This is a genomic window from Marinilabilia sp. (assembly GCF_016278715.1).
In the GTDB taxonomy this organism is placed as follows: Bacteria; Bacteroidota; Bacteroidia; order Bacteroidales; family Marinilabiliaceae; genus Marinilabilia.
In genome coordinates this window covers 36459-53281 of sequence record NZ_JADQBH010000042.1, presented here as the reverse complement: position 1 = coordinate 53281, position 16823 = coordinate 36459, and the positions used below count along the sequence as shown (strand labels likewise).

Annotated in this window: 7 protein-coding genes; 1 reads left to right on the top strand and 6 read right to left on the bottom strand. The window is 43.7% G+C overall.

The genetic code is table 11. The annotated features are described in order from the left end of the window. Positions 1 to 2038 (top strand): tetratricopeptide repeat protein (locus QZZ43_RS03060; RefSeq protein WP_291856140.1); only part of this gene is annotated, 2038 nt, incomplete at its 5' end. 202 nt (positions 2039 to 2240) lie between these two features. Here the strand turns inward: QZZ43_RS03060 and QZZ43_RS03055 are convergent. From QZZ43_RS03055 to QZZ43_RS03030, 6 genes are all read right to left on the bottom strand, one after another. After that, positions 2241 to 3902 (bottom strand): hypothetical protein, encoded by a 1662-nt coding sequence (locus QZZ43_RS03055; RefSeq protein ID WP_291856137.1) that lies wholly within the window; start codon positions 3900 to 3902, stop codon positions 2241 to 2243. 122 nt (positions 3903 to 4024) lie between these two features. Then, positions 4025 to 6085, bottom strand: a complete 2061-nt coding sequence (locus QZZ43_RS03050; protein ID WP_291856135.1) for a hypothetical protein — start codon at positions 6083 to 6085, stop codon at positions 4025 to 4027. Positions 6086 to 6096: 11 nt separating this feature from the next. Next, positions 6097 to 12078 (bottom strand): hypothetical protein, encoded by a 5982-nt coding sequence (locus QZZ43_RS03045; protein WP_291856133.1) that lies wholly within the window; start codon positions 12076 to 12078, stop codon positions 6097 to 6099. Positions 12079 to 12322: 244 nt separating this feature from the next. Further along, positions 12323 to 13957: a T9SS type A sorting domain-containing protein gene (locus tag QZZ43_RS03040; RefSeq protein WP_291856131.1), complete on the bottom strand. Its 1635-nt coding sequence runs from the start codon at positions 13955 to 13957 to the stop codon at positions 12323 to 12325. A gap of 101 nt (positions 13958 to 14058) precedes the next feature. Next, entirely contained in the window at positions 14059 to 14469 is a 411-nt protein-coding gene (locus QZZ43_RS03035; RefSeq protein WP_291856129.1) for a DUF6252 family protein, read from the bottom strand. A 374-nt stretch (positions 14470 to 14843) separates the two neighbouring features. Further along, on the bottom strand, positions 14844 to 16823 hold the full coding sequence (locus QZZ43_RS03030; protein ID WP_291856127.1) for a right-handed parallel beta-helix repeat-containing protein: 1980 nt from the start codon (positions 16821 to 16823) through the stop codon (positions 14844 to 14846).

Here is a 16823-nt window from a genome sequence, read left to right as displayed (position 1 = left end):
CTGGCCCGATATTCAAAACAAATTTAATAATTCTTCACTTTCAACGGTTTTCAAAACCATTCCGGAAAGTGATATTACAATCCTTCTAGCTCAACGGGGACTTCAAAGTACAAAGCAACTCTCGCACATACTTAAGGGGGATTTAAAGGCGCTCCTCGAATCATCGCTTCGCGAAAACCCCAATAAGAGATACCGCACGGTACAGGAATTACAAACCGACATAGAGAACTATTTCAACATTCAGCCTCTAAAGGTCAGAGGTCTTCAGTTCAACTACCTGCTATCTAAATTCGTAAAAAGAAACCGCATAAGATTAAGGGTGGCTTCCTTCTTTTTGATGGTCATCACAGGTCTTATGATAAATTACACCATTGTCATTACTCAGCAAAAAAACAAAGCCCGGGATAATGCCCGAAAAGCCGAGCTTCAGGCCAACAAGGCTCGTGGCGTCACGAACTACCTGAAAAGTGTTTTTTCGCTTGGCGACCCTTATGTCAATTCTGTAAAAGATATTACAGTTAATGAAATGCTTGACAGGGGCTACAGCCGACTGACCAACTCAGCTCACATTGATGCCGATATCAAAGCTGAAATACTTCTTACCATGTCATCCGTTTTTATAGAAAATGGGGTATTCGACAAAGGTCTGGATGCTCTGAAAAATGCCCATCATTTAAAAGACTCCCTGAAGCCCGATAACCATCACGACCTGAGCGATATCTATTCACAATATGCCAGTTATTATCGGAAAACCAGTCAGTTGGATACCGCCTTTTATTTTATCAACAAGGCCTTACAAATTGACAGTATTAACGTCGAATCACATCCCATTGATTTAACCTATGATCTGGAAATACTAGGGAACTTATTCGCAATGAAATCCGACTACGAAAAAGCCGTACCCCTTTACAAGGAAGTACTCAGCAGAATGGAACAGGAAAACGATTTCAGGAAAACAATAAAAATTGCTTCTGTGGAATCAACGTTGGGTGAAATATATCACAGATTAAGTGATTATTCTAATTCCAGGAAGTATTTGCTCCGCTCCTATAAGGTGCATTCCTCAATGAAAGACTCCACCAATGAGTATTTAATTAATGACCTCGCAAAAATTGCAACGCTCTATCTGGATCTGGAGAAACTCGACTCTGCTGAATTTTTCATGAACAAGTGCATCGAAAAAACGAAACAGGTATCGGGCGACAGTTCATTAAACCTTGTTCACCGATACTATACGGCGTCCAGCATTCAAAAAAGGAAAAATAACTTTGAAAAAAGTCTTTCCTACGCCCAGGCTGCCTACAATATTTCCTTAAAAGAGTACGGTGCAAACCATGTATGGACAGCTTACAGGTTAAATACCATCGGGTTGACCTATGCCTACTTCGGAATGCCCGAAAAAGCCGAGACATACTACAAAAGGGGATTGAAAATAAAAGAAGAACATTACCCCCAATACATCAAATCAATCACCATTTCGAAATACAATCTGGCCGATGCCTATCTCAATCAGGGAAAGGCGGAACAGGCCGCGAGAATTTTTCAGGCAGTGTATAAAGAGGAGAAAGATATTTATCCCGAGGGCCACCCCAATCTTGCTTTTACCCTTACACGGCTGGGACGCAGCCTGATGGATTCCGAAAAACCCGAAGAGGCCTTTCCGTACATCGAAAAAGCTTATGCCATCCTTGAGGAGAAATTTGATACGATTCATTCCCGGCGGGGCGATTGTGCAACCTTGCTTGCCGAATATTATTTAAAGATGCAGAAGCGAACCCTTGCCAACAAGTTTGCCACTGAGGGAATGACCATTTTTAGTAGTCTGCATGACAAAACCCATTGGAAATATGAGTACACTTCTGCACTTAAAATACTGGCTCAAAGTCCGGTAAATACCCAAAAGGGAGCAGAGCAATTATCTGATATATTTCAGTCGCTCAACAATCAGAAATATCCCAATCAATATTTCATTAGCCAATTGCAGGAACTGGCCGGGAACAGGGGCATTGAGCTTAGGCTTAAAGCTTCTTTAAAGTAATAATGGGAAGCCGGCTGGCCGAAACTGTTAGGATACATGATAACACCGCGTTAAACAGGGTGATATTCTCATGAATGCATCCATCCCCGCCAGTTTCAGGAGTATGAGTTTAGCACCCTGCTTCAGCAGGGTGTTAAAGGCACCTCCAAGCCTCAACCATTAGCCCGCTTCAGCGGGCTTCCATCAAACTCTTTTAACTTTCTCAGAACCGATAAGTATATTGCACCCTCGCCATATTCTCCGAAAACCGCCTATTCTCTGTTTCATTTTTGGTAACTTTCAACATCAACGAAAAGGCATGTCCGGAAGGTAAGTTATAGCCGGAATTGAAATGAAACCCAAGAATGTATCCTGCTGATGCCCCATCAACCTCATTTCGACTGTAATTGGTGCGAAAATTGGTTGTCAGTTTATCTTCAAAAAAGCCCTTTCCAACCCCAAGGGTTAATCCATATCGGCGAATTTCGCTAAGAGCAGTATTTAGACGCGTAAGATTCAGTCCGGTTTTGGTGTTAAAAAAATTGTCGCGATTGCGAAACGAATAATTCAAATTACTGGTATAGGTACTTGTTTCACTCATATCGCTGGTAAAATCGTTGTAATCGGTGAGGCCCTGACTATTGGCAAAAAGAGTAATCTGGTGCGTTTTGTTCTCCTGCCGGAACGTCAACCGCGGAATGACGGAAATATTTCGGTTGACCATGGCAATTTTGGTGGTATCGTTCAAATCCAGCAGGGCTGCACTCTGATTCATTTGATAATTCGAGTATTGCATGGATAGTCCAAATGCACCACGGGTGTTCCAATTCACATTGGCAGACCCAATCTGACGATGAGTCGTAACGGCCTTGGTATTCATAACGTTGTCATTCTCCAGTCCCAGTGAACCGGAAATACTCACCCTTCCCTGAAACAACCGCAACGATGGCGCTATGGTGTATTGCTCTTTGTCGCCGGTAATGTAATACAGTCCCATGGAGGCAAATCCGGGCTGTATTCGTTTATAGGTTCCTTTAATACTGAAACCTCTTAACTGAAGGTGCAATGAGGTATGTCCGGCATAAGTGAACCGGCTCGAAATTCTGGGCTGATACAATGAAGTAATCAACCCGGGAATATATTCCTCACCATCCTCCGTAGTCCTTGAATACATATTTCTTGTATAGGCACTACCAGCGGTATGGAATTCCCAGCTTAGTGCTTTGAACAATTGTAACCGCCCCGAAACGCCTATCACCAGGTTCTCGGAGGGTAAAACGGATAAGTTTTCGGACGACTGAAGTGAAGTGGTATCATCACTTGCCTTAAACAAAATAAAATCGATGAAATTCGCCGAAGTTCCGTATCCCAGTTTTACGCCATAGCCCATTCTTTTGTATGCCGGTATATGGAAACTGCTGTACTGTCCTTCCAATTGCTGCTGCTTTTCTCTCAAACGGCCATACATTACCCCAAACCTGAAATTGCCGGGTGTAAGCTCAATGCCGCCACCCAGAAATGTATGGTTATTCAGGGTATAGGGGGAAAATGACATGCTGGAATACCCCAAATGGAGTTGCATCCACCTATAGCGTGGCGATAACCCGAACTGCTGAAAGGGATTTCCGGAATTGAATTGCTGATTGGCATACGACACATTGAAAGGAATCTGCCATCCGTATAAGGACAAAACAGCACTGCCCATCAGACTGTATGCATACGGATCCTGACGATCGTAGCTCAGACTGGTATTGTAATATCCGGTTTGGAGTGAAAGGGATCCGCTTAAATCTACCGGATCGGCTTCACCAACTTGTTCTAAGTCCTGCCCGAAAATTGGATATGATGAGAGAAAAACGAAAAATATGATAATTTTATATCGCATAGTGTTTTAAGTTAGATTCAATCCTTTCAGGGGCTACACGCCCAGGGGAAGCCGGCTCACCGGGGCCATTCCATTACTTTTGATCACCCCGCTAAACCGGGGTGCTACTCTCATGCATTCCTTTACTCACCTCCCGGAACCACCACTTCCACATTTTCACTCAGCGGACTGGTTTTTCCATCCTCGCGTTTTACTCTTACAGCATAGGAGTATTGTTGCCCCGGCTGAAGCGTTTTTTCCGAGAACGCCTGCCGGTCTCCGGGAGCCGTTTCGTACATGCGAATGCCTTTCTCCCCGTCACCGCGAAAAATGATGTAATACACTTCCTCATTTCCGGAATGGTTCCAGTTCAATTCCACCTGACGGTTTTCCTGGTTATAAACAGCAGTGAGCGCTTCTACAGGTTTCACTTTGTAAAACTCCACCTTTCGAACCCTTCGTATCTGAGATGTATCAGAAAAGAGGCCGCTTTCATCCCGCGAAAGCATGGCATAATGCACATATTCCTGATTGGCTGGAAACGGGTCGGTGTAAGTTTCTTCGCCTTCTTCAAAAACACCAATTTCATCCCAGACTCCATCGGTTTGTCTTAAAAGGATATCTGCCTCGGTATCACGACTGGTTCCGGGAACCCAGACTATACGAACAGCTCCATCCTTCAATTGTGCATCTTTAATTTTGGGCGCCACCGGTACCATTATATCAGGTCGGTTAAGCTTCAGTGGTGTGGAAAAATCAGAATGATTAAAATTATTATCCACCGCCACAATTTTGTAAAAGATATGCCTGGTCAGTGTTTTTAAAGAAATGCTATCGGTAAAAAGTGTATCCTGCAACGGCTCATTGGTTAACTGCACATATTCATGACCACTGGTATTGGCACGAAAAACCCGGTAGCCCATTAAGTCGGCTTCTTCGCCTTTGGGCCAGTGGAGCTCCACAACACCGCTGGAATCAATTGTTCCGGCCAGTTCACGCGGGACAGCTGGCGCAAGAGAATCAGGAATGATTTCATAAACCGGAAGTGAATGTTTATAGTTTCCGGAAGTATCGATGGCTGTAACGATATAAAAATTCCTTCCGCCCTGATTGGGCTGAGAATGCACAAAAGAGCGCGATTCGGCCGGCAACACCTCCTGATTCAACGGATCAAAAGGTCCATTAGGACTCGCCCCTGTTCCGATAAAAAACCCTTCAAGGTCATCCACCCGGGTTTCATCGGGATAATCCCAGGTAATATTCATCCCTTCCTGCGGCGAAAAATCGGCCTCAACATTGAAAGGCTGAACAGGCGGCTCAAGATCGCGGCCCATAACCTCGAAGCTTTGACCCGGGCCGGCACTATACCCGAAAAAATCCATAACTGTAAGCCGGTAATAATAAGGCTGATAATTTGCACTCAAACTGTCGCCTTCATAGATATACCCAAACTCCAGGTCTTCGGAATCTTCGGCCACACGGCGGTTGTAAACAATGGGCGAGTCTCCCAGATATTCCCAATCCCGGCCATTTGTTGACCGCTCTAACCGATAGGCAATGTATTTGTTCTTAAACGATTTATGGTGCCAGTTAATGCGCACCGCTTTGTCGAGTCCTGTGAGGTTCAACTCGGGAATGGTGTAGGTGGTTTCCCGAAAAGTATTTACCTCCTTTTGGTTGCTGTACTGGTCTTCCTCTGCTATCTGCACACGATAAACATAGCTGCGCCCGGGCTCTACCGAATGGTCCACAAATTGCAAACCTGACGCTTCACTGGCGGCTTCCGACATGGCCGAAAGGTAAAAGTGCAGGAACAATCGCCCTTCCAGCTCCTCCTCCTTTGCTTCCACAGCAGCAAAATTAGTGTCATCGGCCTGCGCCCCGGTTTCCATATCGTATAGAATGGCTTTCAATTCGCCAACAAAAGGGAAATCGCCGCTTAAAGCCTCCATCTCCTCAGCAGGCAGGGGAAGTAACGGGGATTCGATAATTTGCTGGAATGCGGATTCTGAACCTGCTTCTCTCCGCTCTATCACATATCCATTGGTTTTACCCAGATACCAGGCCCTGCCCTCAAGTGGTTGAATTTTCAGATAAACTTTCCCCTCTTCATACTTTGAAAAGAGACCAAATGATTGGTTCTCCTGGGCAAGAGAAAACAGGGGAATAAAACCAAATAAAATTGTTAGGATGATATATCGCATAGCTAGTAATATTAGAAATTAAACTGAACGGTTTTGTTAACAGTACTTCCACCGAATATGCTAAACCATAATTCGTAAGCGCCCGATGGCATTGGTACATATTCGGCGGTTCCGTCAGGATTAGTTCTGACACCTCCTGGTCCGGGCCCTGACTGATTTCCGCTACCAAATAGCCGGGCCACTTCAACTGCAGAAACAGTTTCATTGACAAATTCCTGATAGATTTCCTTTTCCAGTTCCACATAAACCGCCATAACAGTTGTCAGGTCCTGGTTTCCGGAATCTATTCCATCAGTAAAATTCACATTGGTAGTGAAATAACTGCTATTGAAATTCACATTCTGGGTATTACTGTAAGTCCCTAAATTACCGCCCGAGCCTCCGGAAGTATTGTTGTAATCGGGCTCCCATCCATATTCGATATTATTGTCGGAGAGTGGCCCGTCGAAATACGAGGGCAAAGTGCCAAATCCGTAATAACCCCGAAGTTTGTAAGGCTCCTGTCCAAAGGCCTGATAAGGTGAAGACTGTTGCAGCACCTGATTTTTGGCCTTGGTAGTCCACGATTGGGCCGGACTAACCGGGTAACTTTCACCATTCAGGTACCAACCGGGAAGGAAATTATCCGATACCCCCCCACTATGCTGAAGCCTGAAATTGACATCTTCAAATTCGAGCTCATTGTTCAGATATTCCTGATGACCTTCAAAACGTTCAGGCCCTTTGAGACGAATTTCCAGCTTTTTGACCTGCTGCCCCCCCACATTCTGATCGTGTACAACAGCACTGGCACTGGTCACACTGTTTACTTTAGCCCAAAGCGTAGTAAACTGACTGGTACGAAAATGATACTCCAGAAGCACCGGAGCAAACAGGGTGGGATCAATTTCCAAATCAGCCGCTGCAATATTGGTGTTTAATGACCCGGTATTGATGTTATTAACACTACTGGTATTGGTACCGGAAGTACTCGTATTTACTGCCTGAGTGTTAATTGTGTTGGTATTGACAGTGCTGACACTAATGGCATTAGTATTTATAGTACTGGTAGAGGCTGTGTTACTTGAACCGGAATTAGAATTTGAATCATCGGCAACATAACTTTGTACACTACCACCCCACAAAACAGATGTGGCAAAATCACCTCCCTGGCTCCATCCCGAATGGTTCTGAGATTGCGGTTCTTCATCAGATGCTACCGCAAGCACCTCCAGTTTATAGATGGTCTCGGGACTTAAATCGGGCATGCTGTAAGTCAACTGCCGGGAGCTGACCGTGGCATCCACGAGATAACTTTCCTCCCCATCGCACGAAACAATTCTCACCTTAATGTCCGTATTGGGAAACTGACTGAAGAAACCACTCATATCCGACTTAAATTCAATACTTCCCTGCGGATGGTCGTCTTTCTTAAAGTAGCGCTGTCGTCTTACAGGAATAGATTCAGTTATATCGGCATCCACAATCTCTTGCTTGGTGGTGGTTTTAAAAACATGGCTTTTCACTTCTCTCACAACACGATTGCCTTCAGTTACTTCTTCCCAGGAATTTTGGTTCTTCTGATAAAGTTTTGCCTCAGCCACAATTGTATAATCTGTCTCAGGCTTCAGTTGCTCATTAAGCGACACGGTAAGTTTCTTATTATCTGATGATGGTGTTACATCCAGATCAACCCGCTGAGAGCCATTGTTCTCCTCAATATAAACATCGTGAGTTATTTTGTAGCTGACACTCTGGGTTCCGCCCATGCCATCGGAAAAGACGTAATCTTTGACCTTATCGACGGGATAATTGAACTCCACCTCGGGCGAAACAACCGGCGAAACCTGTTCATTTCCCTCATCCGGCGTCAGTCGCGTGATAAACTCCACATCTTCGTACGGATTAACCACATCGGGCTCGGAATCTTCAGGAACCGACATGTTACAAATCTCACCTATGTAAAATGATTTGGACGGACTCCAGGTTTTCCAGCCCACATCGAAAGTGGCCTGCACTTTTCCTTTAATCCCCGACGGATTGGGTAATCCGCCCTGCGCCAGGGCGGCCAGACTGGTACGGAAATAGGTTCCACCCCATCCGTAAAAACGAGCCTTTGCCAAAAAGTACACCTGACCTTTTGCATACCACTGGTTGACCCCGAAGCTGGAACGGCCGTTGCATAAAATACCGGCTCTCGACCAGTTCATCACTGAAATATCGTAACCTGCAAGTAATCCAACATCGATGTAACATACACCGGCATCCAGGTTATTCACGTCAAAATCCAGTTTGAGGCCATGGGCAAACCCTGCGCCATGTTCAATGGCCGTTTGGTTGGGTCTGTCGGGTGGCGTAATCGATAATTCGTTTAAAATCTCAGCGGGTGGCGGTGGCATCCCCGGAATATTGGATCCTACCATAAAATAAGACCCATTGGTAAAGGAGATGTCATCAGTAAGCGACACGGTTGTATTTATTCTGTCGTTAGGTTCCCCCAATTTCAGGTACCATTCACGAAGGCCCATATTGGGTTGAAAATCAAAATAAAACTGAGCCGGCATATCCCCGGTAATCATGGGATCGGATGCCGGAATCCGTATTTCTTTATCGGCGGTCCCGGAAAAAATGCCCTGGTTAAAATCGTAGGACATGTCGAGGGTTCCCAGAAACTCCGGATTGGCGCGGTTCATGATATCCTGCATGAAATAAGAATCTCCTCCCATATCCAGGCGGGTCAGACCACTGCTGGTATTCCAGGCCACTTCAAAAGTCACGTCCGAATTCCATGGGCGGGGATCTCCCTGAAGTCCGCCAATTACAGTCGCTTTTAGTCCCATAGAGCCTTCATCGGGCTGATAGTCGGAACTTACCGAACTACCCGACTGGTCAAGTTCATCGGTGGTTGGCAACCTTTCATTCTGCATATTGTAGGCAAATCCTCCGCCAAAGCCGTAAAGACCCAGCCCGAAGAAACCTATGCCACCACCGCCCCAGCGGGCAGAGCCGTCAACATAGAAATACCGGTAATCATCAACATTTCCAAAGAGAGCATTGGCATTGACACTGATGGTTTCAAGAAATTGGGAATTAATGGAACCCTGAAAACCTTTGCCGTAAACCGGGTCATCCTTGAAAAACTTAATCATTCCCTGCACTTTCATCACACCCATATTGGCATCGAGCCGTATGTCCTCAATAAACACATCGCTGCTTTCCCACTTCAATTCGCCGGCATTGTAGTTGGCTTCCAGATTCAACCGGGTATGCCCCGACAGAGAATTGGCACTTCCCGAACCGGTAAAGTTAAGTCCCATATCGAGATACAATGAAGTTTTTGAACCACTAATCTCATTCAGTCCTATGTCAAAGCTGGCCCCGTTTTCGGAATTGTTATTATCACCCAGATTGGCACCAAAACCCAATAATCCCGGAGAAGTAGAAGCATCTAGAGCCACACCACCATCAAGACGTAAATATTGGGGCTTGTTTCTTAATATTAATTGCTCAAACTCCAATCCGCCAATGGAAATCTTATCCAGGTCGCCAACCTCACTGTCGAGACTCAGTTTTCCGTTCAATGTAGCCTGAAGGGTTACATCGCTGTTGTTACGGATGGACAGGTCGAGTTCGGAAGATTCATACAAGTCCATCTGAGCATACCACATAGGTACACTTATGCGATCGTTGGTTACAATATTAAAATCATAATCCAGTTCATCGTTGTAATAACTTAGCTGCGTGCTGTAATTGAAAGTAGAATCGGATATGGGCATAAGCATCTCGCCACTCATGGCAGCCGAATCCAGCTGACTGGCAACTAATTCCATGGCCATATAATCCACGGAAAACTCCCAGGTGCCGATGCTTCCCTCGTTGCGGGTAAGCAAATTATCGGCCTCTATAAAAGTGGAAACCCCGTGCTGGTCAATCAGGATATTTGACCCGGTGACTTCAATACGCTCATTCCCGTTTTTATCGATAAAACGGGGCATCATCATATTAAAAGTTTTGATGTACAACCCCTTCCAGGTAGCATTTTGGTCGGTTGAAGCATACTGTTGGGGAAATACCATCGCGGCATCATTGCGCAGATCACTGTGGTCCAAAACAGCATTTTGAATACGGAAACTGTAATCCTCCATCTCCGGAAACTGATAGCGCCGGCTCTGATTAAATAAATTAGCAGAAACCAGCCAGTCGGACCAGTCAGAAAAGCTGGTGGCGAAAGATAGTTTTACCGAATCGGTTTCATTTTGAGACCCGTCAGCATTTTCATAACGGATAACCTCCGGTGACAGAGTGAATTCACCTTCGGCAAATATTTGTCCGAAACCATCGCAGCCAAAGGACGCAAAAGTCCCTGCCGAGCCATCATTCTTAGACAATTTAAGTTTTACATCATCTGAAATAGCGATTTGAACATCCTCCATCAGGAACATGGTAGCCGAATCTGTCTGGGCAATACCTCCGGGATTGATACAAATATTCTTGGAACCCAGTTTCAGGTATTTATCCTGTTCATCGGGAAGTTTTATCATCGAAACCGTATTGAAAGTAGCCTTGTCGGGATTTAAAATTAACCCCACAACCGCCACTTTATAGTAATCGCCGGGGGTGCCAATGCCTACAGGCAATTGAACCTCCGTATCGCTTTGTAGATTGGCCAGAAGATTTCCGGGGTCATTCAGGTAATCATAAAGTGCGGAAAGGTCACTGTCGGGCAAATCAATTTGATCGCCCAGGTCGGAAAGCATACTTTGATTGGAAAAATTGGTATTTTGGGCCATGGCCTGCACTTTTCCTTCGAATATACGGCCGCCGGCATTTATTTCAAGATTGGTTAACTCAGCCGTAACAGAAACCGGAATAAAACTGCCGGGCAATATTTTTCCTTCACCGTTGAGGGTATTTCCTGACCAGTTGGCCGAGGTAATTTCCACATCGAAATGACCCGCTTTAATAATATCGCCTACACTGAAAGTATCCACGGGTGTCTGATCAATATTTGAAAGATCAAAATCACACGCTCCTCCGCACAGGAAAGAACCATCGTTATCAGAAACATCATCATCAGCGACCTGAGTGGTAGATGTTGTATCAGGCATCACCGTGAAAACATGAATTTCACTTCGGCCGTCGTTCTTTATCAGCACCTCATTGTCGGGATCTTTGGCAGTAACCCGCAAAGCATAAGTTTTCCCGGGTTCCAGCTCAGGTTTACTCATATCGTACAGCAAAGCGGGAGTTAACAGGTTTTGCTCACGATAAAATGTCAGATTACTGTTGTTCATTACATTATACGGATCGCTCTGAAAAGCGGAAAGCTCAACCATACGAACATCATATTCATACATTCCTGACCCTCCACCGGGTGGTGTCCAGTTAATCTGAAGCATTTGAGGATCCGATATCGCAATAGTAGCCCCATCGGGCGGATAAGTTATAACCGGCGGGTCGGGATGAATGACCAAAAAAGGTGCGCTACACCCCTGAGGTTGGGTGGGAGATAAAGGAGCCGAACTTCTGTAATCGTAAGCCCGCATACACAACTGGTAATTTCCTTCAGGCAAAACCCCAGTCTGCATCAATGTTCGTTCACTTATCCCTGAAAAATTGATATGACCATAACTCAAATTTGAATTAACAGCGGTGAGATCACTAAGGTTAAGAACCCTTACTTCGCCGGGTTCAAGATACAAAGGACGCTCCGGGATGAAATCAGGCGAAATCCTTCCGTTAAAATTATTCCCCGATTGAATTTCAGGAATCAACTTTATCTGGTAAGAATTATTCATATCGGTGTTTTGCACCGTCACCATTATAAGGTCGCTAAAACGGGGGTTGAAACGTCCATCATTTCCTATGTAATCGGAAAAATAAGGAGAATACGGTGGTATCACCTGAACAATGACATTTACAGGTCGGTTTTGCGCTTTTGTTGTAACAGAAAAAGACAACATCAGCAAAAAAATCACAGCAATTCGGGAGTAGTAAAATTTGAGTTTCTTCATAATCGGGCCATTAATTTTCCATTTCCTTAAATTGTTTATATGATATACACGCAAAAGGAGGAAAAATGGGTCAGATTTTAGGATATTTTTGTCTGGAAATAAAAAAACCCGCTGAAGCGGGCTAAAAAAGGTGTATTTAGAGGTTTTAAGACACCACACTTCAGCGTGGTGCTAATCTCGTACCTTATTTACAGACGTAAAGGCATTCTTGAGAAAACTATCGATTAAACCATGTATTATTGATTTATTGCACTACAACTTTTCTGGTTTCTTCTCCTTCTCCTGTAACAGTTTTAAGGATATAAACTCCTGATGAAAAATTATCAATGCTAACAGGATTGTTACCAATACCGAAAGTGCCTTGTGAAATAACTTTACGATTCATATCAATAAGATAGTAATGGCCCTTTTCATCAGTTGACTTTAACACAATTTGATTGCCACGTGCAGGAATAGGAAATACTGAAATTCCGGAACCATCTTCCACTTCATCTTCCAGGCTGGTAACTGTTTCAGTTGAAAATTGAGCATCAACCATATGCGTTCCCAGTACAAACGCTTCATCGGAACTAACTAATTCGAAACGAATCTGGTCAATTTGTGTACCTTCGGAACCCAATGAGAATTGCACGCTTCCATCTCCATCTGAGGAAGAATAAACCATAGAAGCAGGTGAATCGTAATCTCCAATTTCACTCCCTCCGTTAAAGGGTATTGCCCTGACTTTGAAATCACCAGTTTCAGAAGTCTTGTAACCAAAATCAATATTTACAAATTCATCAATTTGCAGAATACTCCCGGGTGCCGGGAGGTAGCTTAAATTCACCACATAAAAGGAAGTATAGTCATAACTATTTTGAATAATTTTCTCATGAAGAACATTCGAATTGTCTTCATTTTGCATTACAATCTTTACCTGGTCAACCGTAACGTCTCCGGAGGCAATTCTGAAATATCCACTCCCACTGCCGCGCGGAGTGGAATATAATCCCGAAGGGTTGTAGCGAGAATCCGGACTTGTGGTGCCATTACTGTAGGGAAAGACATAAAGCCTGACATCACCATCATGCGAACTGGCATAATCGAAGGTAACATTCACCTGCTCGCTATGGACGAGCGTTGAACCCGATGGTTTGTCAAAACTGATATTGCTGATAAGGTGTGGAACATATTCATAACTGACATCAACTACTTCTTCATGAAGAACGTTAGAGTTGTCTTCATTTTGAATTAAAATCTTTACCTGATCAACCAGAACTTCTCCGGAGGCAATTCTGAAGTATCCACTTCCACTGCCGCGCGGAGTGGAATATAATCCCGAAGGGTTGTAGCGAGAATCCGGACTTGTGGTGCCATTACTGTAGGGAAAGACATAAAGCCTGACATCACCATCATGCGAACTGGCATAATCAAAGGTAACATTCACCTGCTCGCTATGCACAAGCGTTGAACCCGATGGTTTATCAAAACTGATATTGCTGATTTGATGTGGGACAAATTCAAAGTCAACAGTCTTGAAAATAACGTCTAATTCAGCTCCGGAATCAGCATCTACCACCGTAAACCGAATTGCATCAACTTGCTCAACGCCTGATGTAATAGTGAAAGTTGAAGTTCCTGTACCGGAAGTACCGGAAATAAGAACTCCTCCGGAAGCTCCATAATTTGATGCTAATGATCCGTCCGAAAAAGGTCGTACATAAATAGTTACATCATTGCTATAATACTTTTCGAAAAAAAAGTTAACTGTAACATTTTCTCCGTTTACCAACACAGATCCGGAAGAAGGCGCTGTATTAAAATAACTTACGTCAAAAGCAGACGAAGAAAAGATATTTAACAGAAAAATGACTAAAGTTGTAAGTAGTGGTTTCATCATAACATTTTGTTTTTCAGGAACGGTCTAAATTGTATTTTTGAAAATTTGAGCCGTTAGGGGAAGAACAAACGGCACTTAAATCACAGGCATAAACAACGTATTTATTGGACATAATATCCCGAATATGAAACCTCGCCTTCGGAAATATCATACACTGTTTCGCTGCTTTGGCTTTTAGCTTTAAAATAAAACTCTGCTTCAATAATATTGTTTTCGGTGTCGTGTTTTAGAATGGTCAATTCACCGGATTCTGAAAAGTGCGAGGAACTCGTTTCTCCGGCCTCATAAATATTTGCACTGTAATCACCATTTCCTGTAAGCGGATAAGTATTTCCCCTGGTCACATCATCACTCATGCTAATACTAATATCCACGCCATTGTCTGTTTCGCCGTAAATATTAATGACATTTACCTGTTCACACAACAAAGCGGTCACCGATTCCGCCGCCCATGGTTCGCCATTAACCTGAGCAGTGAAAGATCCATTGACCAATAAAAGATGGCCGGACAATTGAGCTTCTTGCGACTGCCCATAAACAATCTCATCTTCAATTACGACCCGGACTTCTCCGGCTGATAAATCAGCTTAATCAATATTCTTTTCTTCCGGGGAAGGCTGAGAATCATCATCCTTTTCACAGGCAGTAGTTACGCCCAGCACGAGAAGAACAGATAAACTAAGTTTGAAAATTCATAAGCATTAAATTTTTAGAGTTTATTCTTTGGTGTTAGATTAAAAGGTTGAGATTGCTTGCTTCGCTTTGCTAGCAATGACGCCGTTCTACAGGTTTAAAGTAGGTTGAGGGGGTTAATTCTCGGCAAAGCCGAAACCAACTCCCTCCAACCCTCTTAATTATTTAAAACTACATCATGTGGAAATTTGGATTAATAAGTATAAAAATCATCCAGATCATTGCCTGTGTATGCTATATTACCACCATTGAAAATAGCATCGCGCGTTGCGCGAACTATAACACCATAACCGGCACTGTTTTCTATCTCCAAATTAGGGGCACTTAAATAAGCATCACCATAGACACCAAGGTTACCGGCATTCATATAAGTAGCCAGGTCGCCTCCGCCTCCATATTCAATTTTCACATAATCAAGCACATTTTCTACCGAAGAGGAGGTAACAAGAATACCATCCCAGGCTCCTTTAGCTTTGCTTCTTCCTGAGAATACGATCCATTTGGCACTGGTTCCTTCGGCTTTAATTTCATTACTCACCTGCAGTCTGACATCGGTTCCCATTTCGAAAAAAGCACCCGGTTCAATGGTTACAGAATTATCTATTCTCACAGAACCAGAGAAATAATAAACCCCGTTGTTGAGGTTACTCCAGGTTTCACTGCCACTCTCTTCAGTGTCGCCATAATAAACTTCTACATCACCACCATTAAAATTGGTCTGATTATCCACAAAATCAATTTGTTCAGGGTGAATAAGCATGTGAGAATCTGCATTATTATCAAATTCGCAGTTTTCCACTAAAAAGTCAGACCCGATCCTGCGTGTCTGAATACCATAACCGGCACTTCCGGTAAAAGAAATATTGCGCAGGGTAATATTGGCCTGGTCTATAACCATATTAGTCTTGTCGAAATAGGTAGCCATATCGGAACTTCCACCATAACTGATTTCAGCATGTTCGATAATATTATCAACCGATGAAGAACCAATAAAAATACCTCTCCATGCACCGGGTGTTTTGCTGGTTCCGGTAAAAACAATTTTATTCGACTCAGTACCATTGGCCTTAATAACAGACCCGTCGCGTACAATAATACCAGCATCGGGACCAAATTCAAATATTGCTCCGTCGTTTATTACTATTTCATGCTCAAAATCTACAAAATTTACAATCTGATATTTTGCATCATTCAGTGCAGAAATGGTCATATCATGCGTAGTGCCACCACCATAGGCGGTTACATAACCAACACCATCAAAAATACTTGCCTCATCAAAATAGCCTAACTGACTGATATGCACAAAGGCATGGTCCCCTTCATTTTCCTTAAATGTCATATTATGCATGGGAAATTCTGACTCATCTCGACGGGTTTGAATTCCATACTGCCCGCTGTTTGTAATGGTCACATCTGATAGTTGAATCTTAGCCTGGTCAATAGTAAGCGCGGCAGCATCGAAATAAGTGCCGGCGGATGTGCTTCCGGCATAACGAATTTCTGCATGACTGATTTCATTTTCCACTGAATTGGAAAAAATGCTAAGACCTCTCCAATAGCCGGTTATTTCCTGTTCTCCCGTAAATGTAATTTGTTCTTCTTCGGTTCCTGCTGCCACCAGCACAGAGTTATCTGAACTAATGCTAAGGCCTGCATCCTGAACAAACTCAACAGTCACACCCGGCTCAATGGTTAATCTGGCACCATTTTCCACCGATACACTATTCATAACACGATAAAGTGTTCCTGCAGTCCAGGTTTCATCAGTGGTGATATCTTCAGAAATTTCCACCACGTCGGAGATGACTTCAATGGTCACATCGTCCTGATCGGTTTCACCGTTGCCATCACTAACTTCAAGAACTACAACGTATTCTCCTGCAATATCCGGAATAAAGGATGCCATTTGGGAAAAAGCATCATCAATTTGCACATTACTTGCACCCGGCTTGCTGGAAAAAGTCCAGGAATATTCCAGCGATCCGGAGTTAATAGTAGAATTACTCCCATCAAGGAATACTTCTTCATTCACATTTACAGTAGCATCTGCAACCGCTTCGGCGGTAAAAGTAACATCAACTTCTTCGGTTGTCTCATCATCTTCACACGCAGTAAACAAAAAGAGCCCTGCAATGAAGAGTGTCATTAATCTAAAGCTTAATTGTGTTTTCAT